At 45.6% G+C, this 18,825-nt stretch carries 19 protein-coding genes; 11 read left to right on the forward strand and 8 right to left on the reverse strand.

Annotated features, from left to right (window positions below):
- Nucleotides 1–27: 27 nt before the first annotated feature.
- From FXV75_RS04265 to dapE, 3 genes are read right to left on the reverse strand one after another with little or no spacing between them, the layout of a single operon-like run.
- A complete protein-coding gene (locus FXV75_RS04265; RefSeq protein WP_148831336.1) occupies nucleotides 28–405 on the reverse strand; it encodes a hypothetical protein in 378 nt (125 codons plus the stop codon).
- 4 nt (nucleotides 406–409) lie between these two features.
- Nucleotides 410–676: a hypothetical protein gene (locus tag FXV75_RS04270; protein WP_148831337.1), complete on the reverse strand. Its 267-nt coding sequence runs from the start codon at nucleotides 674–676 to the stop codon at nucleotides 410–412.
- A gap of 10 nt (nucleotides 677–686) precedes the next feature.
- Nucleotides 687–1,832, reverse strand: a complete 1,146-nt coding sequence (gene dapE, locus FXV75_RS04275) for a succinyl-diaminopimelate desuccinylase (protein WP_148831338.1) — start codon at nucleotides 1,830–1,832, stop codon at nucleotides 687–689.
- Between the two features lie 79 nt (nucleotides 1,833–1,911).
- Between dapE and FXV75_RS04280 the strand changes: the two genes are divergently transcribed.
- Nucleotides 1,912–2,115: a hypothetical protein gene (locus FXV75_RS04280; protein WP_148831339.1), complete on the forward strand. Its 204-nt coding sequence runs from the start codon at nucleotides 1,912–1,914 to the stop codon at nucleotides 2,113–2,115.
- Here FXV75_RS04280 and FXV75_RS04285 read toward each other — a convergent pair.
- The 5 genes from FXV75_RS04285 to map form a co-directional block, all read right to left on the reverse strand.
- On the reverse strand, nucleotides 2,112–2,456 hold the full coding sequence (locus tag FXV75_RS04285) for an ArsC family reductase (RefSeq protein WP_148831340.1): 345 nt from the start codon (nucleotides 2,454–2,456) through the stop codon (nucleotides 2,112–2,114). The genes FXV75_RS04280 and FXV75_RS04285 overlap by 4 nt on opposite strands.
- 70 nt (nucleotides 2,457–2,526) lie before the next feature.
- Complete coding sequence (gene dapD / locus FXV75_RS04290) at nucleotides 2,527–3,564, reverse strand: 2,3,4,5-tetrahydropyridine-2,6-dicarboxylate N-succinyltransferase (protein WP_148831341.1); 1,038 nt, start codon at nucleotides 3,562–3,564, stop codon at nucleotides 2,527–2,529.
- Nucleotides 3,565–3,617: 53 nt separating this feature from the next.
- Entirely contained in the window at nucleotides 3,618–4,805 is a 1,188-nt protein-coding gene (gene dapC, locus FXV75_RS04295; protein WP_148831342.1) for a succinyldiaminopimelate transaminase, read from the reverse strand.
- A 6-nt stretch (nucleotides 4,806–4,811) separates the two neighbouring features.
- Nucleotides 4,812–7,505 (reverse strand): [protein-PII] uridylyltransferase, encoded by a 2,694-nt coding sequence (gene glnD / locus FXV75_RS04300; RefSeq protein ID WP_148831343.1) that lies wholly within the window; start codon nucleotides 7,503–7,505, stop codon nucleotides 4,812–4,814.
- 81 nt (nucleotides 7,506–7,586) lie between these two features.
- On the reverse strand, nucleotides 7,587–8,444 hold the full coding sequence (map, locus tag FXV75_RS04305) for a type I methionyl aminopeptidase (protein WP_148831344.1): 858 nt from the start codon (nucleotides 8,442–8,444) through the stop codon (nucleotides 7,587–7,589).
- Nucleotides 8,445–8,773: 329 nt separating this feature from the next.
- Between map and rpsB the strand changes: the two genes are divergently transcribed.
- The 10 genes from rpsB (at nucleotide 8,774) to FXV75_RS04355 (ending at nucleotide 18,822) form a co-directional block, all read left to right on the forward strand.
- The gene (rpsB, locus tag FXV75_RS04310) at nucleotides 8,774–9,508 is read left to right on the forward strand and encodes a 30S ribosomal protein S2 (RefSeq protein WP_148831345.1); all 735 of its coding nucleotides are present in this window, start codon (nucleotides 8,774–8,776) and stop codon (nucleotides 9,506–9,508) included.
- A gap of 85 nt (nucleotides 9,509–9,593) precedes the next feature.
- Nucleotides 9,594–10,454: a translation elongation factor Ts gene (gene tsf, locus FXV75_RS04315; protein ID WP_148831346.1), complete on the forward strand. Its 861-nt coding sequence runs from the start codon at nucleotides 9,594–9,596 to the stop codon at nucleotides 10,452–10,454.
- Between the two features lie 127 nt (nucleotides 10,455–10,581).
- Nucleotides 10,582–11,304: a UMP kinase gene (pyrH, locus tag FXV75_RS04320; RefSeq protein WP_148831347.1), complete on the forward strand. Its 723-nt coding sequence runs from the start codon at nucleotides 10,582–10,584 to the stop codon at nucleotides 11,302–11,304.
- A gap of 7 nt (nucleotides 11,305–11,311) precedes the next feature.
- A complete protein-coding gene (gene frr / locus FXV75_RS04325; protein ID WP_148831348.1) occupies nucleotides 11,312–11,869 on the forward strand; it encodes a ribosome recycling factor in 558 nt (185 codons plus the stop codon).
- A gap of 49 nt (nucleotides 11,870–11,918) precedes the next feature.
- Complete coding sequence (uppS, locus tag FXV75_RS04330) at nucleotides 11,919–12,650, forward strand: polyprenyl diphosphate synthase (RefSeq protein ID WP_148831349.1); 732 nt, start codon at nucleotides 11,919–11,921, stop codon at nucleotides 12,648–12,650.
- A 2-nt stretch (nucleotides 12,651–12,652) separates the two neighbouring features.
- On the forward strand, nucleotides 12,653–13,456 hold the full coding sequence (locus FXV75_RS04335; protein WP_148831350.1) for a phosphatidate cytidylyltransferase: 804 nt from the start codon (nucleotides 12,653–12,655) through the stop codon (nucleotides 13,454–13,456).
- The gene (ispC, locus tag FXV75_RS04340; RefSeq protein ID WP_187424844.1) at nucleotides 13,456–14,631 is read left to right on the forward strand and encodes a 1-deoxy-D-xylulose-5-phosphate reductoisomerase; all 1,176 of its coding nucleotides are present in this window, start codon (nucleotides 13,456–13,458) and stop codon (nucleotides 14,629–14,631) included. The genes FXV75_RS04335 and ispC overlap by 1 nt, the downstream gene beginning before the upstream one ends.
- Nucleotides 14,628–15,974: an RIP metalloprotease RseP gene (rseP, locus tag FXV75_RS04345; protein ID WP_148831352.1), complete on the forward strand. Its 1,347-nt coding sequence runs from the start codon at nucleotides 14,628–14,630 to the stop codon at nucleotides 15,972–15,974. The genes ispC and rseP overlap by 4 nt, the downstream gene beginning before the upstream one ends.
- Nucleotides 15,955–18,297 (forward strand): outer membrane protein assembly factor BamA, encoded by a 2,343-nt coding sequence (gene bamA, locus FXV75_RS04350; RefSeq protein WP_148831353.1) that lies wholly within the window; start codon nucleotides 15,955–15,957, stop codon nucleotides 18,295–18,297. The genes rseP and bamA overlap by 20 nt, the downstream gene beginning before the upstream one ends.
- A gap of 30 nt (nucleotides 18,298–18,327) precedes the next feature.
- A complete protein-coding gene (locus tag FXV75_RS04355; protein ID WP_148831354.1) occupies nucleotides 18,328–18,822 on the forward strand; it encodes an OmpH family outer membrane protein in 495 nt (164 codons plus the stop codon).
- The last annotated feature ends 3 nt before the right edge of the window (nucleotides 18,823–18,825 follow it).

Genomic DNA, 18,825 nt, shown 5'->3' on the forward strand with positions numbered 1-18,825 from the left:
AAAATAAAAAACTGTGATGCGTAAGCGTCAAGTCCAAATAAATGGGCCTTCCTCAAATTCATTGATTTTCCACCACTGGTCTGGGTCTTGAGCGCCTTCTTCTTCCCAGCCTTGAAAATTGCAACGCACCTCACATTTCAGCGCGATGAAGGCCTCTTTAGCGCACGCGATATCGTTTTCCCAAGGCGTTTTACTGGAATCAAACCAGATTGATGTAAAGCGTTTTCCAGCGGCTTTTTCCAGAATAGTAACCTCGATATGGCTTTCTTCAAATACGACTGTCAGCTTGGTGCACTGGGGATCATGCGAATCTTTGCGAAGTACACTAAAACGATTGTTTAACCAATGGATGATCGTTTCTGTTGGGCAAGACAATACATAAACTTCGATATCTGACTGTTGCATTGCGCTAATCCTTCTTTTTTATCATGTGGTAAATTCTGAGAACACTCATAGATAAATAGCCAATAAATGTCCATAACACACCAAACCCTGCGAGTACTAAACCAAATAAAGCCATGATTTCTTGCGCAAGAGACTCCACTATAACTCGATCTGCCACCATCAGCATGAGAACACCAAACACAAAAATCAATCCCCCCTGAATCATTTTAATCAGCGCTTGCCTGGGGTTGTTTCCGAGCTTCATGGCAAGTGTGTGAATGGTATTTCTCATCGTGCTTGTTTTACGCCTTGTGAGTGAAGAGGTTGGAAAGTATGCGGCTGTAAATAGTAGACAGCTGGTTCAGACTTTCTGCATCAACGCACTCATTAATTTGATGGATGGTTGCATTAATGGGCCCAAGTTCAACCACTTGCGTGCCCATTTTGGCAATGAAACGCCCGTCTGAAGTGCCACCAGAAGTCGATAATTCAGGTGTAATATTCACCGTTGATTGAACCGCTTCGACAATCGCATCAACCAGTTCACCCGGACGTGTTAAGAATGGTAAGCCATTGTAAGTCCACTGGATGTCATAGCGTAAGTTATGTTTCTCTAAAATATCAATGACGCGTGCTTTTAGGGCATCAAAATCCAGTTCCGATGAAAAACGAAAATTAAATTGGGCGTTTAATTTGCCAGGAACCACATTGGTGGCGCCGGTGCCAGATTGAATATTAGACACTTGAAAACTGGTCGGTGGGAAAAAATCGTTACCATTGTCCCAGTGCGAATTGGCCATTTCAGCCAGAGCTGGTGCTGCCAAGTGGATTGGGTTTTCTGCCAAATGTGGATAGGCCACGTGACCTTGTTTACCGTACACGGTTAAGTCGCCGCTGAAAGACCCACGGCGGCCATTTTTGATAATGTCCCCCAGTGTTTTGGTGCTGGACGGTTCGCCAACAATGCACCAATCTACCGTCTCGTTTCGCGCTATTAAAGCGTCGACAACACGGGTTGTGCCATCAACAAAAGGGCCTTCCTCATCACTGGTGATTAAGAAAGAAATTTGGCCATCGTGACTTGCGTGTTTGCTGACAAAATCTTCGACGGCAGTCACCATGGCCGCTAGACTGCCTTTCATGTCTGCGGCACCACGGCCATAAAGAACACCATCGATTATTTCTGGCGAGAAGGGTGGCACGGTCCATTCGTTTTCAGGACCTGTTGGCACAACGTCTGTGTGCCCTGCAAAACATAGGTTTGGACCAGAATGACCACGTTTAGCGTAAAAATTTTTCACTTCACCGAATGGCATCAATTCAACAGTAAAGCCGATATTTTTTAGCCGTTCTATTATAAGATCCTGACAGCCAGCGTCGTCAGGCGTAACCGATGGGCGAGAAATAAGATCGAGTGCAAGTTTTAGAGTGGGGGACAAGTCAGACATTCTTTACCTTTGTATTGGTTTTCGCTACTTTATAAACGTTTCTGTTACTATAACAGGAGATTTAAATAAAGGTGGGCTTATGAAGTTGGGTATTATGATTTTTTTAGGGTTAAGTTGTGCCGGCTGTAGCCTTTTTCAACAACCTATTATTCAAGAGTCGTATTTTGTTCCTGTTATTCGTTCTGATGTGTCTAATTCAGGATACACGCCATTTGTCACGCCAACAACGCCGCCCAAAGTGACAAAGGAAAGGCCGCGTTTTTATACACCCGCTTTAAATTAAAGCAGGTTATTGGCGTAATCGACGGGAGTGAATCCTAAAATAGTGGTGCCATTTTTGCTTAGAATAGGGCGTTTGATGATGGACGGTTGGGCTATCATTATGTTGATAGCTTGGTCGTTGCTCATGGCTTTCTTGATGCTGTCGTCTAACTTTCGCCACGTTGTGCCGCGTTTGTTAATCACGCTTTCCCAGCCAAACTCCTCTACCCATAATTTTGCCTGAGTTTCTTCTAAGTCTTCTTTCTTATAATCATGAAAGCGATATTCAATCTGCTGTTCATCAAGCCACCGAAAGGCTTTTTTCATGGTGTCACAGTTTTTAATACCATAAATGTCTATCATACTGTTTGTTCCCAATGCACCGCTCGAGTTTATTCCGAGCGGTGAGGTTGGTTATGAGTGTTATTCGTGTTTAGTTGTGAGCGTGAAGGGCTTCGTTCAGTTCAATGGCTGTCTTGTTGGTTTTACACTCGATTGCGCCAGTCGTTGAGTTACGACGGAACAATAGATCAGATTGACCTGAAAGCTCACGCGCTTTTACGCTAGAAACAACGTGGTTGTGTTCGTCTAGCAGGGCAACTTTTGAACCGGCTGTGATGTATAAACCTGACTCGACGATACAGCGATCACCTAGGCCAATGCCGATGCCTGCATTGGCGCCAATTAAGCATTTTTCACCAACCGCGATCACAATATTTCCGCCACCTGACAGTGTGCCCATTGTAGAGCAGCCGCCGCCTAGATCAGAGCCATTACCGACCACAACGCCCGCTGAAATACGACCCTCGACCATGCTGTTACCTAATGTACCTGCGTTGAAGTTAACGAAGCCTTCGTGCATCACGGTTGTCCCTTCGGCTAAATGAGCGCCAAGACGAACGCGGGCAGCATCGCCAACGCGAATGCCGGTGGGGACAACAAAATTCAACATTTTGGGGAATTTATCTACGCTGAATACTTCAATAGTACGGCCTTCCATGCGAGCGCTTAATTGGCGGTCTGCTAATTCACGAACATCGATCGGACCTTCGTTTGTCCACGCCGTGTTGATTAGTAAACCAAACATGCCATCGAGTACCGTGTTGTGCGGTTGTACTAGGCGATGCGAAATCAGTTGCAGTTTTAAGTACACTTCGGCTGGGTTGCTTGGCGCTTCGTCTGTAGCAAGTACACACAGAATAACCGGCTGGCGTGACGCTTTTAAACGCGATGCTAACTCGGCTTGCTCTATGTTTCCGGCTTTTAAAAGGCTCATGTGCAAGCGGTTTAAATCGCTTTCATCCAGTATTAGCGTGCTGTTGCCGCCTTCATAGTTGGTGCTTTCTAATAAAGCGTCTAGCGTGCCTTTTTCCGCGTTAAGGCTGGGAGACGAGTAAAAAACTTCTAGCCAGTTGCCTTCTTTATTTTGAGTGCCGATGCCAAGACCGAACGCGAAATTTGTATGACTCATGTGAATTCTCCGACTGAGATAGTTAGTATAAAAATGCGGTAAAACGTAAAATGTTATCGGCGACTGAGGAAGTCACGTATTCGTTTGGCGGCCTCAACGCACTCGGATTCTTCTGCGACAAGGGCCATGCGGACGTGATGGCTGCCAGGGTTTTTGCCATCCACTTCTCGACCTAAGTAGCTGCCTGGTAACACCAGTACAGACTCTTCTTGATAGAGTGCGGTGCAAAAATCTTCGTCTGTCATGATCAGTTCTGGCCACAAATAAAAACCAGCCTCGGGTTTGCTGATGGGCATAATGGGCGACAAAATCTCTAAAACTGAGTCAAATTTACGAGTGTAGATTTCGCGATTTTTGATGACATGTGCCTCATCATTCCAGGCCGCCACAGAGGCCTCTTGGTGGTGAATGGGCATAGCGCAACCTTGGTAGGTTCGATAAAGTAAAAACGGCGTCAAAATGGCAGCATCGCCTGCGACAAACCCAGAGCGTAGGCCGGGAAGATTTGAACGTTTGGAAAGGGATTGGAAGATAAGGCACTGTTTGTAGTCCGTGTGACCCAGTCGTTGACACGCTTCTAATAAGCCTAATGGTGCTTGTTCACCAAAATAAATTTCCGAGTAGCATTCATCGGCAACGATAGTGAAATTATGCGTGTGGGCCTTGTCGATTAGGTAAGCATAATCGTCCAGTGTCGTAATGGTGCCGCTTGGGTTGTTGGGCGAGCAAACAAACAAAACTTCACAGCGCGCCCAGGTGGCGTCGTCCACCAAGGAATAATCGACTTTGTACTGTGTGTCTGAACCGCAAGGTAAAAAGAACAAGTCAGCGCCGGCTAAAATACCGGCACCTTCATAAATCTGATAAAACGGGTTGGGGCTGATGACCAAGGCGTTTTGCTTTTCGCCAACCAGGGTTTGGGTGATGGCAAATAACGCCTCTCGTGTACCTGAAACGGGCAAAATTTCAGTGTCAGGGTTTAGGTTATCAAGTGAAAAACGGCGTTGTGCCCAGTCACTAATGGCACGTCTAAGCGGTAATTCCCCTTTTGTGCTAGGGTACTTGCTGATGCCGTTTAGGCTGTTGGCTAGGGTGTCAACCACGACAGCAGGGGCTTCGTGTTGTGGTTCACCAATCGTTAACTTGATCAGCGGTTTGGCTGGGTTAGGTGTCAACCCTTCAATGAGCTCGGCAAGCTTTTGAAAAGGGTAAGGGTGCAAAGAATGTATCAGAGGGTTCATTGGTCTTTAGTCCATCGCTTGAGAAAAACGGTCTATTTTCTCTTTTAAAAGGGTGCAAATTGTATTCATGCGTTCTGAATCGATGATCAGGTCGCCGTTTTCTTCGGTTATGTAAAAAGTATCTTCTACGCGCTCGCCCAATGTGGCGATTTTTGCCTTGTGCAGCATGATGTTATTGTTCATAAAAAACTGCCCAACTAAGGCCAGTAAGCCTGGCCTGTCTGGTGCGGTTATTTCGAGTGCAGACCAGACTTCTTCTGGTTGACTAACAAAGTGCGCGGTTGCCGGAGAGTTAAATATTTTTAAAATTCTTGGCGTATGTCGTTGTACCACACTCTCATACAAAGAGGGGGTTTCCAGTTGCTCCATCAGTGTTTTTCGAATGAGGGTGATGCGCTCTTTGTCTAAATGCAGAATCGTGTCGTTGTCATTGCTGTCCATCACCACAAAGCTGTCTAGACTGTAGTTGTTGGTTGTGTGGCTAATTTTGGCGTCTAAAATCGTTAAGCCAAGCTGTTCAAATGTGGCGGCTGTGACGGCAAATAAGTGTCGACTAATCAGAGTGTAAATGAAAATTTTGCTGGCACCAGAAAAATTTCTACCGCCTAAAGGCGTAATGGCAATAAGCGGTTTATCGCTAGGGCGGTGACGTAATATGGCTTCGGTGTTCCAAGCTATTTCGTCGCCGTTGGAGCGAATAAAGTATTCGTCTTCGATGGTATCCCAAATAGTTTCCGCTTCCATAATATCGACGTTGCGCTCTATGATGATTTCTAATGCGCGTTGTTTGTGTTCGTCGCTGATCATGTCAGCGTCAATTGGAAAGTCCAATCCACGACGAAGGGCGCGCTTGGTTTCTAGGTACAGTTGACGCATGAGAGAAGCGCGCCAGCTGTTCCACATCGTCGGGTTGGTGGCATTAATGTCGGCCACGGTTAAGATAAATAAATAATCTAGGTGTTCTTGATCTTTAACGTAGCTGGCAAATTCCCAAATCACTTCAGGGTCAGAAATATCTTTGCGTTGAGCCGTAACTGACATGAATAAATGATTTCGAACCAACCAAACAACCAGTTCAGTATCGCGTTTTGGCAGTCCATGACGTTCACAAAAAGCCTGTGCGTCGACGCATCCAAGCTCTGAGTGATCGCCGCCTCGGCCTTTGGCGATATCATGGTATAAGCCGGCAATGTACAGTAATTCGACTTTAGGGACATGGCGGATAGCTTGGCCTGAAATCGGGAATTTCTGTTTGAATTCAGGCAACCAAAGTCGGCGTAAATTTTCCACTAGTTGTAACGTGTGGGCGTCAACCGTATAAATGTGAAATAGATCGTGCTGCATTTGGCCAATAATAGCGCCAAATTCTGGTAGATAGCGTCCTAGCAGCCCCAAGTGTTTCATTGATCGTAAAATGCTGGTTAGACGATAGCGACTGGCAATAATGTCGAGAAACAGATCGGTGTTGATTTTATTGTTTCGAAAGTCATCGTCAATCAGGTCTAGATTGTCTCGAATCTGTCGCATGGTATTCGCGCGAAAACCTTTAATGTTCTCGTGGGCACCCAATAAAACATAAATTTCCAGCATGCTCGATGGGTTATCTTGAAAGAGCGTGTCTGAACGTGCTTCCAATTGACCATTAATAATTTGAAAATGGTCATTGATGATGTCGACGGTTTCAATGTTGTTATTGCTCAAAAAAGATTCTTCAAAATGTTGCAGCAAAAGATCATTCAACTGCTGTATGGCGGCAACACTTTGATAATATCCTTGCATAAAGCGCTCAACATTGCGTTTTAAATCATCGTCATCAAAGCCAAATAATTTTGTCAATGTGCGCTGATGGTCAAACAGTAAGCGGTCTTCTTTGCGGCCAGCGACTATGTGTAAAGCCCAGCGTACGCGCCATAGATGACTGACCGCGCCTTTCAACTGAATGTATTCGTCTTCGGAAAGAAATTGTTTGTCTATTAAGGCGCTAAGTCGATGGGTATGTAGGTGGCGTTTTGCTACCCAATCAATGACTTGCATGTCTCTGAGCCCACCTGGGCACTCTTTTAAGTTGGGCTCAAGGTTGTAGGCCGTATTTTGATATTTTGCATGACGTTGTTTTTGTTCAGTCAATTTGGCTTGATAAAACGAATGGCCATCCCACATGTTGGAAATGTCGACGTGCAGTTTAAGAGTTGCCAGCAAGTCAGAAGGGCCAATAAGTGTTCGAGACTCGATTAAATTAGTAATAACGGTAATGTCTTTCGCTGCCATCTCGGTGCATTCATCGATGGTACGAACGCTGTGACCAACATCCAAATTGATGTCCCACAAAAAAGTGATAAAGGCTTCAAGTTTGCTTTTGGGGGCGGTGGTTTCATTTTCGATAAGAATCAACAAATCGATGTCGGATTTTGGGTGTAATTCGCCGCGCCCATAGCCGCCCACTGCTACCAAACTCACGTGTTGATCACGGTCTAGGGCTTTCGCAGTCCAAGCGGCTTGCAAAACTTCATCAAAGAGGGATGAGAGGCCTTTGACCAGTTTTTCAATGGGGTACAAAGAGTGAAATAGATCGTTATAAACAGCAGTTTTTTCTTCAATTACGGCTTTGTAGCGAGCAATCGAACAGCTCGTCTGAGCAAGTTCGCTCTTTTCTTCCTGGGTCAGTAATGGCGGAGCATCTGGAAAAGCAGGGAAGTCCATACAAAAGCCTCAAAGCGTGTTTTAAAGTGCGCGATAGTAAAACGTTAGGTGTTTATTTGTTCCGCAAAATGAAAGCACGCTTTAATAAAAGCGTGTTTCTTCAGGGCGACGGGTCAGTACCTCAACCCCGTCTTTGGTGACCAGTAAAGTGTGCTCGTATTGAGCGGACAATCTACCGTCTTTTGTTTTGGCGATCCAGTTATCGGGGCCGGAATGCTTTACTTGTTTTTTGCCTGCATTGATCATGGGTTCAATGGTCAACGTCATGCCTTCTTCTAGCATAACGCCCGTGCCAGCTTTACCATAGTGAGCTACTTGGGGCTCGCCATGAAAGGTGGTGCCTACGCCATGACCGCAATATTCTTCCACCACAGTGCAATGGTTTTTATGAGCATGAGCGGCAATCGCGGCACCAATGTCGCCAAGGCGCGCGCCAGGTTTAACCATGTCAATGGCTAAATACAGGCATTCTTGGGTGACGTTCGCCAAGCGCTCTGCATGTGGTAGCGCAGGGCCGGCAAAAAACATTCTGCTCGTGTCACCATAATACCCATCTTTAATAACGGTAATGTCGATGTTGACGGTGTCGCCTTTTTTCAAGGCTTTATCGTTGGGAATGCCGTGACAAATAACGTCATTTACTGAGGTGCAGCAGGATTTTGGAAAGCCATGATAGTTAAGTGGCGCAGGAATCGCCCCTTGAACACCAACAATGTAGTTGTGGGCAATGATGTCAATTTGTTCCGTGCTCACACCTGGCACGACAAATTCTTCTAACATGACCAAAACGTCGGCTGCCAACTTCCCTGCAGTGCGCATGCCCTCTATATCGCTGATGTCAGTAAAGCGAGTGGCCGCTGGACGAGGGGTCCAATTAGGAACATCTATGCGTCCATTTTGGGTTAATTCTGCAATTTTTTGTAGAGTTTCGTTGCTCATAATTCACATATCTTTAAAAAGTTTGTTTCTGTGTAGAGAGTAAGTTGGACGTTATTCTACATGACTTAAGCGGTAGAATCGCCTCTATGTTTGAAAAAAAACGTCAGCTAAAAGGTGCTTAAAAAGCGTTTATGTCTTTTGGTTTTTACTCGGATATGATATAAAACGCCGGCTTATATGGGCTTGTGCCAGATGTAAGCTAAAATACTTAAATCAACGATCTTGCCGCAACACATAAAAGTATCTTGGGTGTCTTAGGTTGCCTTAAACCTTGTTTGACTGATGCTTTTAGCTGGTAAGCTTAAATAACCCAAATAAAGGATAGTAAAATGCCTACAGTTTCTATGCGCGACCTATTATTGGTTGGTTCACACTTCGGTCACCAAACTCGTTACTGGAACCCAAAAATGAAGCCTTTCATTTTTGGTGCTCGTAACAAGATCCATATCATCAACCTTGAGCACACCGTTCCTGCACTTAACAATGCCCTTGAGCTTGTTAAGAAAATGGCTGAGAACAAAAACAAGGTGTTGTTTGTTGGTACTAAGCGTGCTGCATCTAAAACGATTAAAGAAGAAGCGGCTCGCTCTTCTATGCCATACGTTAACCACCGCTGGTTAGGCGGCATGTTGACAAACTACAAAACCATTCGTACCTCTATCAAGCGTCTTCGTGAGCTTGAAGGTCAAATGGCCGATGGCACTTTTGATAAGCTAACTAAAAAAGAAGCGTTGATGCGTACTCGTGAGCTTGAAAAACTTGAGCTTTCTATGGGTGGTATCAAGGATATGGGCGGCTTACCAGACGTATTGTTCGTAGTAGACGTTGATCACGAGCGTATTGCGATTAAAGAAGCAAACAAATTGGGTATCCCAGTGATTGGTATCGTTGATACCAACAGTAATCCAGATGGTGTTGATTACATCATTCCAGCAAACGATGATGCTATCCGTGCGGTTCAATTGTATGTTGGCGCTTTCGCTGATGCGGTCCTTGAAGGGCGCAATGCCGTAGCGGGTACAGCTGACGAGTTCGTTGAAGTTAGCGAAGCAACTGAAGCGTAAGCAAACTTTCTGGTTTGTTCTGGTTTCTAAAGGGAGGTGCATAACCTCCTTTTTTAAATTTGAATTGTTTTAAAGAGGATTTAACATGGCCGCAGTATCTGCAGCATTGGTAAAAGAGCTACGTGAACGTACTGGTCTTGGCATGATGGAGTGTAAAAAAGCACTCGTTGCTGCTGACGCTGACATTGAAGTAGCGATCGAAGAACTTCGTAAGTCTAGTGGCATGAAGGCCGCTAAAAAAGCAGGCCGTACCGCCGCTGAAGGTACGATCATTATGCGCGTTGCGGATGATGCTTCTTACGCTATTTTGGTTGAAGTGAACTCTGAAACCGACTTCGCTTCTCGTGATGAAGGTTTTATTTCTTTCGCTAACAAAGTAGCGGATGTGGTTTTCACGACAAAAGAAACAGACATGGCGGTTGTGATTTCAGGCGAGATGCTTGAAGCACGCGAAGCGCTCGTTCAAAAAATCGGTGAAAACATCACGCCTCGTCGCGCGGTTATCATTGAGGGCGGCTTAGTAGGCGGTTACCTTCACGGTAACGGTCAAATCGCGGTATTGACTCAGTTGGAAGGCGGTTCTGCGGAATTGGCCAAAGACGTTTCTATGCACGTGGCGGCGGTTGCTCCTCGTGTTGTACGCGGTGAAGATATGCCGGCGGAAGTGCTTGCAAAAGAAGAAGAAATTGTTCGTGCGCAGCCAGATATGGCCGGTAAGCCAGCCGAGATCGTTGATAAAATGATTGTGGGCCGTATGAAGAAATTCTTGGCTGAAAACAGCTTGACTGAGCAGCCATTTGTTAAGAATCCAGAAATCAAAGTCGGTCAGCTAGTGAAAGACGCTGGCGCGGTTGTGACGTCATTCATTCGCCTTGAAGTAGGTGAAGGTATTGAGGTTGCTGAAGTGGATTTCGCAGCAGAAGTGGCAGCACAACTTAAAGGTTAATACCTGATCGTGGTGTCTTGAAAAAAGGGGCAGCTTGACTGCCCCTTTTTATGAAAGACAAATACGGTGAGAGTCGGTTACTCTGATCTCACTGAGTTAAGAAATAAAACCATTGCCGGAGGTTGATATGCCAAAAGAGAAGAGTCCAAAATACAAAAGAATTTTGCTTAAGCTGAGCGGCGAAGCCTTGATGGGCGATGAGTCCTTTGGTATTGACCCTAAGGTGTTGAGTCGTATTGCCCTTGAAATCGGTCAATTGCGCGGTATCGGTGTTGAAGTGGGTATTGTGATTGGTGGTGGTAATTTGTTTCGTGGTCAGGCATTGAGTCAAGCGGGCATGGACCGAGTCACAGGTGACCATATGGGTATGCTGGCGACCGTGATGAATGCCTTGGCGATGCGTGATGCGCTTGAACGCGCCAATATCGCGACTCGAGTTATGTCGGCGATTACCATGACGGGCATTGTTGAACCTTATGATCGACGTCGTGCTATGCGTCTGATGAAAGAAGGGGATGTGCTTATATTCTCTGCGGGCACAGGGAACCCATTCTTTACAACCGACTCTGCTGCTTGTTTGCGTGGCATTGAGATTGATGCTGATGTTGTATTAAAAGCGACCAAGGTAGACGGTGTCTATTCTGCAGATCCGATGAAGGATCCTGCCGCTGTAAAATATGATACATTGGGCTACGATGAAGTTCTTGAAAAACAATTAGGGGTCATGGACTTAACTGCAATTTGTTTAACCCGTGATCACGCTATGCCTATTCGTGTATTCAATATGAATAAACCAGGTGCTTTGATTAATATCATGGTAGGTGGCGACGAAGGCACACTGATTAAGTGAGGAAATTATGATCAACGAAATTCTAAAAGACGCTGAAGACCGTATGGCGAAAGCCGTTTCTTCCGTCGAGTCTGCATTTAAAAAAATTCGTACGGGCCGTGCTCACCCAAGTATTCTTGACTCAGTCAAAGTAAACTACTACGGCACAGACACGCCGTTGAGCCAAGTGGCTAACATTACGGTGGAAGACGCGCGCACGTTGGGTATTTCCCCTTGGGAAAATAATTTAGTGCCAGAAATTGAAAAAGCCATCATGAAATCAGATCTTGGGCTGAATCCAGCGACCAATGGCAATTTGATTCGCATTCCCATGCCGGCTTTGACAGAAGAGACGCGTAAGAATTACTTCAAACAGGCTAAGAACGAAGCCGAAAACGGTCGTATTGCGATTCGCAATATTCGTCGTGATGCCAATGGTAGCTTGAAAGACTTAGTCAAAGAAAAAGAGATTTCTGAAGACGACGATCGTCGTGGACAAGATCAAGTTCAAAAAATTACGGATAAGCACGTTGCTCTGGTTGAAGAGCGCCTTGCCGCAAAAGAAAAAGACTTGATGGAAATTTAATGGAAAAGGCGGGCTTCGGCTCGCTTTTTTTATTGGCTAGGATAACCTTATGTCTCAATTAGATGATACTGATGCAAAGTCAGTGATCATGCCTGCTCATGTTGCCATTATCATGGATGGAAATAACCGCTGGGCGAAGAAGAAACACCTTCCAAGTATTGCAGGTCACACTGCGGGAGCGGCCGCCGTGCGTCGTGTTGTGGAGGCGGCTGCGAGATCCGGTGTGCAAGTACTGACCTTGTTTGCGTTTTCCAGTGAAAATTGGAAGCGACCAAAATTAGAAGTGGATGGTTTAATGACGCTTTTTATGAGGTCTTTGAAAAAAGAGCTTAAGCGCATGAATAAACATAATATTCGCTTAAAAGTCATTGGCGATATTTCTGGTTTTAGTAGCAGTTTACAAAAGCAGATTCACAGTGTTGAGCAAGCGACGATAGATAACAGTCAAATGACGTTGGTGATTGCGGCCAACTATGGGGGGCGCTGGGATATTACGGAGGCGACTAAGTGCATAGCAAGACGCGTGGCGTCGGGTGAGTTGTCCCCAGAGAATATTGATGAAGCATTGATGTCGCAGCATGTCCAGTTGGCGGATTATCCTGCCCCTGATTTATTGATTCGAACTTCTGGCGAAGAGCGGATTAGTAATTTTTTACTTTGGCAAACCGCGTATTCTGAGTTTGTCTTTTTGCCGGTGTTATGGCCGGAGTTTGATCAACAGCATTTTGATGATGCCATTCAAACGTATCAAAATCGTCAACGACGCTATGGTGGTCGATAAATATGTTACTTCCTCGAATTCTCAGTGCCATCGTGATGGCGGTCTTATTTATTTACGCTGTGTTTGTTTTAAATGCCGCGAATTTTATTTTAGCCATGGCGGGCGTTGTTTTTTTGGCAGGATGGGAGTGGGCCAGATTATCCGGCGTTAAGCACTCATTTGGGCGTGTGTTGTTTGCGGCTTTGATTGGGGTGGCGTGTTTTGCTGTGCTGACTTTAGGAATGCAAAAAACAATCTTGTTTATCAGTCCCGTTTTGTGGGGGTGCGCTCTGTATTGGGTGGTTCGCTATCCTGCTTTACTGGTTTGGCAACATGTTTTCAGTCGTTTGGTGTTTGGTGTATTCGTGTTGGTAACGACCTGGTCCGCGCTGGTGGTGTTGAAACAGTCCGAAGATTTTGTTGTTTGGGTGTTGCTGTTAATGGGCTTGATTTGGGGAGCCGACTCGGGGGCTTATTTTGCTGGTCGCGCCTTTGGTAAGCGAAAATTGGCGCGCGCGGTCAGTCCTGGGAAATCGTGGGAAGGCGTGATTGGAGGGGTATTGTTAACGCAAGTCGGTATTTTACTCTTCGCTTTTTATCGTGATGTCTCGTTAATGGACGGTATCTTGCTGTCGTTGATCGCTTTGGTGACGTCTTTTGTCTCAGTGCTGGGGGATTTAACTGAGAGCTTGTTTAAGCGTCATGAACAGTTAAAAGATTCCAGTCATTTGATCCCTGGTCATGGTGGTGTGATGGATCGTGTCGATAGTTTAACGGCTGCGGCTCCGATTTATGTTTTGTTGCTGATCGTCGCAGGATGGTTGTAATGCAGGGTATTTGTCTCTTAGGTGCAACCGGTTCGATTGGCCAGAGTACACTGGACATTATCGCTCAACACCCAGAAAAGTTTACGTTGATCAGTGCGTCGGCACATCAAAGTGTTGATAAGATGGTCGACATTTGTCGACGTTTTCAACCTCAGCGAGTTGTAATGGGGTCGCAAAGTGCGCGCGATTCCGTGGCTCAGCAATGCCAAGGGTTGAATATTTCCTTTGAATGGGGTGGGGCAGCGCTAGACAGTATTGCTTCAGACTCAGCGGTGGATCAGGTGATGGCGGCGATCATGGGCTTTGCGGGCTTGAAACCGACGCTCGCGGGTATTCGTTCAGGAAAGCGCATTTTGTTGGCCAATAAAGAGTCGCTCGTCACGGCGGGTCAGCTTTTTATGGATGAGGTAGCGCGTCATAAAGTGACACTGTTGCCGATAGACAGTGAGCACAATGCGATTTATCAGAGTTTACCGCAAACGCCTCAAGGCGCTCATCAGCAAGATGTATCTAAGATTATTCTAACCGCTTCTGGTGGACCATTTCGAGATTGGTCCCTGGAAGATATGGCGTCTGTAACACCTGCTCAGGCATGCAAGCATCCTAATTGGTCAATGGGGCAGAAAATTTCCATTGATTCCGCCACTCTGATGAACAAGGGCTTGGAGCTTATCGAAGCCTGCTGGTTGTTTGGTGTTACGCCGAATGATGTGGATGTGGTGGTGCATCCAGAAAGCATCATTCATTCTATGGTGTCTTATCGTGATGGTTCTGTGATTGCTCAGATGGGCAATCCAGATATGAAAATCCCCATTGCGTATGGCATGAGTTGGCCTAATCGTATTGAAACCTCTGTGCCGCCTTTGAATCTAATTGATGTGGCGCGTTTGAATTTTGAATCGCCAGATATCACGCGTTTTCCTAATTTGAAACTGGCGGCGGATGCCTGGTTTATGGGTGGAACCGCGATGGCCGTATTAAACGCTGCCAATGAAGTGGCGGTAGCAAGCTTTCTTAAAGGACGCATCGGTTTTCTGGGTATTGCTAAGTTAAATGAGCGTGTATTAACGTCAACATCGATAGGTCGTGTCGATACCCTCGACGACGTTTTTGATGCAGATCGTCAGGCTCGTTTGTTGGCTTCTGAACTTATTTCTCACGGTCATTTTTCATGATACAAAATATTTTTTCGATTGTTATCGCTTTTGGTTTTTTAATTACTTTTCACGAGTTTGGGCATTATTTTGTTGCTCGCCGTTGTGGGGTTAAGGTATTGCGCTTCTCGGTTGGCTTTGGCAAACCCATTTATCGTTATGTTGGCAAAACCGGCACGGAATTTACCTTGGCCATGATTCCCCTTGGTGGTTATGTGCGCATGCTGGATGAGCGTGAAGGCAATGTGCCAGCCGAGTTGAAGGGTCAGACGTTCAATGTGAAGTCGGTTTGGCAACGTATTGCAATTGTCGCGGCGGGGCCGATAGCGAACTTTATTTTAGCGGTAGTGATTTATGCGATTGTGGCGTTATTAGGGGTGCAATCGGTTGCGCCTAAGGTTGGGCAAATAGAGCCTAATTCGCCTATCGCTCAGACTCAGATTCAGCCAAGCGATGAACTTATTGCCCTAGACGGTGAGGACGTTGCATCGTGGGATGATGTAAATTTAGTGTTAGCAAGCTTGATTGGTAAAACAGGAACCATTATCGTGCGTTACCAACCGGATGGTCTGAGCTCGCAGCAAGAAGAAACGGTTAGCCTAGATCGTTGGTTAGTGGGGGATGAGCCGAACAATTTGATCCGAGCATTTGGTGTTATGCCATGGCAACCTGAAGTGCGGCCGATTATTGCTCAGGTGGTTGAAGGTGGCGCGGCCGAGGCGGCCGGATTTCAAGCGGGAGATGAAATTTTAGTCATCAATGATCAGTCCGTGTCGCAGTGGCAGCAAGTAGTGGCGATGGTGCAGGCGAATCCCGATGCCACCTTGTTGGTGTTAGTGCGGCGCAAGGAAGGGATGCGTGAGCTGGTGTTGTTGCCTAAATCGACAGTGGTGAATAGCCAAACAGTCGGATACGCGGGGTTGGCTGTGGTGCCGCCTACGTGGGACGAAGAGCTGATTAGAGTGCGTTCCTATGGTCCTTTAGAATCACTTTCTTATGGGGTCGCTCAGACATCTAAGATGATTTCTCTCACTGTGTCTTCCATTGGCAAAATGGTGCAAGGGGTGATTTCGGTCGATAACTTATCGGGGCCGATTACCATTGCAAAAGTAGCGAGTGCGTCCGCCGATTCTGGATTGCAATCGTTTTTAAAATTTATGGCTTACTTAAGCATCAGTTTAGGGGTGCTTAATCTGTTGCCTATCCCCATGTTGGATGGTGGGCATTTGTTGTTTTTTGGTATTGAAGCGGTTCGTCGTAAGCCCGTCACTGAACGAATTCAGGGTATGGCTTATCGAGTTGGAGCGTCTCTTTTATTTGCTCTAATGGCCATTGCCATTTTTAATGATATTGCCCGCTTGTAGAGAGGTATGTGTGAAAGTCGTTTCAGCAGTGTTGTTGGCTTTAATAAGCGTGCAAAGTAGTGCGAAAACAGTCGAAGATGTTCGTATTGATGGTTTAGTTCAAATGCCGTCAACAAGAGCCTTTGATGTCATCGGTTTTAATAAAAGTGAGTCTTATGACGCGAGTAACGTTTATAAAGCGATAAAGTCTCTTTTTAATACGGGCTACTTTAGTGACATCAACGTCTATGAAGAGAACAACGTTTTGGTGTTTGATGTTGCCGAGCGTCCTTCCATTGGTAATTTAACCATTACCGGAAATGAGCTCATCAAAACCGAAGATTTAGAGCGTGGGTTAACGCTATCGGGTTTGGAAATTGGTGAAATTTACAAACCAGAAACCTTGAATCAAATTGTACAAGAGCTCCAGCGCCAGTATTACGCGTTAGGACGCTACAGCGCAAAAGTAGACATTACTGTCGAGGAGATGCCTCGTAATCGAACCGGTATTGTGATTAATATCGACGAGGGTGATACGGCAAAAATTGTACACATTAACATTGTTGGTAATAACGATTTTGATCAGGAGGTCTTAACAAATGCCTTTGAGTCGGCTGAAACTGGCTCTTGGAATCCCTTTAGCTCGGCCGACGAATACGCAAAAGCAAAAATTGAAGGTGATATTAATACGTTAAAAAGTTTTTATCTTGATAAGGGCTATTTGGATTTTAATGTGGTGTCGAGTCAAGTGAGTTTGTCCTCAGACAAGCGAGATGTTTATATTGTTATTAATGTTGAAGAGGGCAAGCCCTATACGCTGAACAACATTAGTTTAAGCGGTAGCTTGCCGATTGCCGAAGACAGGGTATGGAAGAAAATCACTCAGCAAAGTGGCGATGTCTTTTCGCGCAGTGAAGTGACTCAGATTATTGAAGGTATTTCGACAGAGTTAGGTGATGACGGTTATTTATTTACCAATGTGAACGTTATTCCTGAAAAACTGGATGATCATACCGTCAATTTAAGTTATCAAATTGCTCCCGGACCAAAGGTCTATGTGCGCCGCATTACTTTTAGTGGTAATAGTGAAACACAAGATGAAGTGTTGCGACGAGAAATGACGCAATTTGAAGGGGCTTTAGCAACACACTCGAAGATACAATCTTCTAAGCGTCGTATCGAGCGTCTTGGTTTCTTTGGCAGTGTTAATCTACGTACTCGCCCGGTAGCTGGAACGTCTGATCAGGTTGATCTTGATGTTGTGGTTCAGGAGCAGGCGTCTGGCAGCATTCAAGCAAGCATAGGGTATTCGCAAGAAGATGGTACCGTATTGGGTTTTGGTATTTCCAAGCGTAACTTTTTAGGCTCTGGTAATAAGTTGTCTTTTAACGCGTCGCGGACGAATCAGACCCAAGATTACTCGGTCAGTTACGACAATCCTTACTTTACGGTGGACGGTGTGAGCCGAGGTTTTCAGTTGTTTTACAAAACCAGCGATCATGCGGCTGATGATGTAGAAAATTATGACTTAGATGAAATTGGTGCCGGCGTAAGTTATGGTTACCCTATATCCGATACCCAGCGCTTGTCTTTTGGCGTGACGGTAAAAGAAACGACGGTTAAATTAGGCCATTCTCCGTCAAATGAAACGCAAGATTATGTGGTCAATCAGGGCGATAATTACGATGATGTTATTGCTGCCCTGACTTGGAGTGACAGCGACCTAGTCGGAGGCGTGTTGCCAACAGACGGCTATTCAACCAAAGCCACATTAGAGGTTGCTTTGCCTGTAGGTGACCAGCAATACACCAAACTGGGGTTGTCCTCTCAACGTTATTGGAGCTTGACCAATTCGAATTTATGGTTGTTTCGTTTGAAAACGCGATTAGGTTATGGGGCGGGTTATGGCGATACCGATACCTTGCCGTTTTTCGAAAATTATTTTGCCGGTGGTTCTTACTCCGTTCGTGGTTATGGTGCATCGTCCCTAGGGCCAAAAAACTCTTATGACAACGCCAGTACCTCGACGTCTGCATTAGGCGGAAATATTTTAATTACAGGTACGGCTGAGCTTATCTTTCCGTTGCCGATGGTAGAAGATCACAAGTCGGTCAGAACGGCCTTGTTTTTAGATGGCGGTAATGTGTTTACGGATACTTGTTTGGTGGGCAACTCACAATGTAATGAAGGGATTGATCCTACCGAGATGCGTTATAGCATGGGGTTAAGCTGGACCTGGATAACGCCCATTGCACCCTTGTCTTTTAATTTTGCCAAGCCGATAAATTCCAAGAGTGGTGATAAAACTGACTTTTTCCAGTTCCAGTTAGGAACGACATTTTAATCTAATATGAATAGTTGATAAGGATTTACAATGAATAGAATCATCGCTGTTATTTTTACTTTCTGTTTTATGGCACAGGCTCAGGCGACTGAAATCGCGGTGGTTGATTTTAGGGCGGCTTTGTTAGGAAGCGCTATGGGTCAAGAAGCTGCGAAAATTCCAAAACAAAAAGTGGCCGAAATGGACGCGCGTTTAAAGCAAGAGCAAGACGCTCTGCAAGCGCAAGCTAATGAGCTAAAGCGTGATGAACTCACCTTATCAAAAGAAGCATTTTCGGCACGTCGTCAGCAATTAGCGGACAGTGAAAATAAGGTTAGAGCAATGGCGGCGAGCATGCAGCGTCAAGCCAAAGAAATGGAGCAACAGCTCATACAGTCTTTAACGCCAAAGGGTGAAGCGGCGCTTAAAGCGCTGATTGAAGAGCGTAAGCTGGAGTTGGTGTTAAACAGGCAGCTCAGCCTTTATGCGAATGCCGACGCTGATATCACCAATGAGTTAGTGTTGCGAATCAATAAGGAAAACTAATCT

The organism is Marinomonas sp. IMCC 4694, assembly GCF_008122525.1.
Taxonomy (GTDB): Bacteria; Pseudomonadota; Gammaproteobacteria; order Pseudomonadales; family Marinomonadaceae; genus Marinomonas.

Bases quoted from the DNA above. Each gene is read 5' to 3' on its own strand.
- frr (WP_148831348.1), top strand. From the start codon at position 11,312: ATGATCAACGAAATTCTAAAAGACGCTGAAGACCGTATGGCGAAAGCC.
- dapE (WP_148831338.1), bottom strand. From the start codon at position 1,832: ATGTCTGACTTGTCCCCCACTCTAAAACTTGCACTCGATCTTATTTCT.
- FXV75_RS04335 (WP_148831350.1), top strand. From the start codon at position 12,653: ATGTTACTTCCTCGAATTCTCAGTGCCATCGTGATGGCGGTCTTATTT.
- rseP (WP_148831352.1), top strand. From the start codon at position 14,628: ATGATACAAAATATTTTTTCGATTGTTATCGCTTTTGGTTTTTTAATT.
- map (WP_148831344.1), bottom strand. From the start codon at position 8,444: ATGAGCAACGAAACTCTACAAAAAATTGCAGAATTAACCCAAAATGGA.
- dapC (WP_148831342.1), bottom strand. From the start codon at position 4,805: ATGAACCCTCTGATACATTCTTTGCACCCTTACCCTTTTCAAAAGCTT.
- tsf (WP_148831346.1), top strand. From the start codon at position 9,594: ATGGCCGCAGTATCTGCAGCATTGGTAAAAGAGCTACGTGAACGTACT.
- dapD (WP_148831341.1), bottom strand. From the start codon at position 3,564: ATGAGTCATACAAATTTCGCGTTCGGTCTTGGCATCGGCACTCAAAAT.
- uppS (WP_148831349.1), top strand. From the start codon at position 11,919: ATGTCTCAATTAGATGATACTGATGCAAAGTCAGTGATCATGCCTGCT.
- bamA (WP_148831353.1), top strand. From the start codon at position 15,955: ATGATATTGCCCGCTTGTAGAGAGGTATGTGTGAAAGTCGTTTCAGCA.
- ispC (WP_187424844.1), top strand. From the start codon at position 13,456: ATGCAGGGTATTTGTCTCTTAGGTGCAACCGGTTCGATTGGCCAGAGT.
- FXV75_RS04265 (WP_148831336.1), bottom strand. From the start codon at position 405: ATGCAACAGTCAGATATCGAAGTTTATGTATTGTCTTGCCCAACAGAA.
- FXV75_RS04270 (WP_148831337.1), bottom strand. From the start codon at position 676: ATGAGAAATACCATTCACACACTTGCCATGAAGCTCGGAAACAACCCC.
- rpsB (WP_148831345.1), top strand. From the start codon at position 8,774: ATGCCTACAGTTTCTATGCGCGACCTATTATTGGTTGGTTCACACTTC.
- pyrH (WP_148831347.1), top strand. From the start codon at position 10,582: ATGCCAAAAGAGAAGAGTCCAAAATACAAAAGAATTTTGCTTAAGCTG.
- FXV75_RS04285 (WP_148831340.1), bottom strand. From the start codon at position 2,456: ATGATAGACATTTATGGTATTAAAAACTGTGACACCATGAAAAAAGCC.
- FXV75_RS04280 (WP_148831339.1), top strand. From the start codon at position 1,912: ATGAAGTTGGGTATTATGATTTTTTTAGGGTTAAGTTGTGCCGGCTGT.
- glnD (WP_148831343.1), bottom strand. From the start codon at position 7,505: ATGGACTTCCCTGCTTTTCCAGATGCTCCGCCATTACTGACCCAGGAA.
- FXV75_RS04355 (WP_148831354.1), top strand. From the start codon at position 18,328: ATGAATAGAATCATCGCTGTTATTTTTACTTTCTGTTTTATGGCACAG.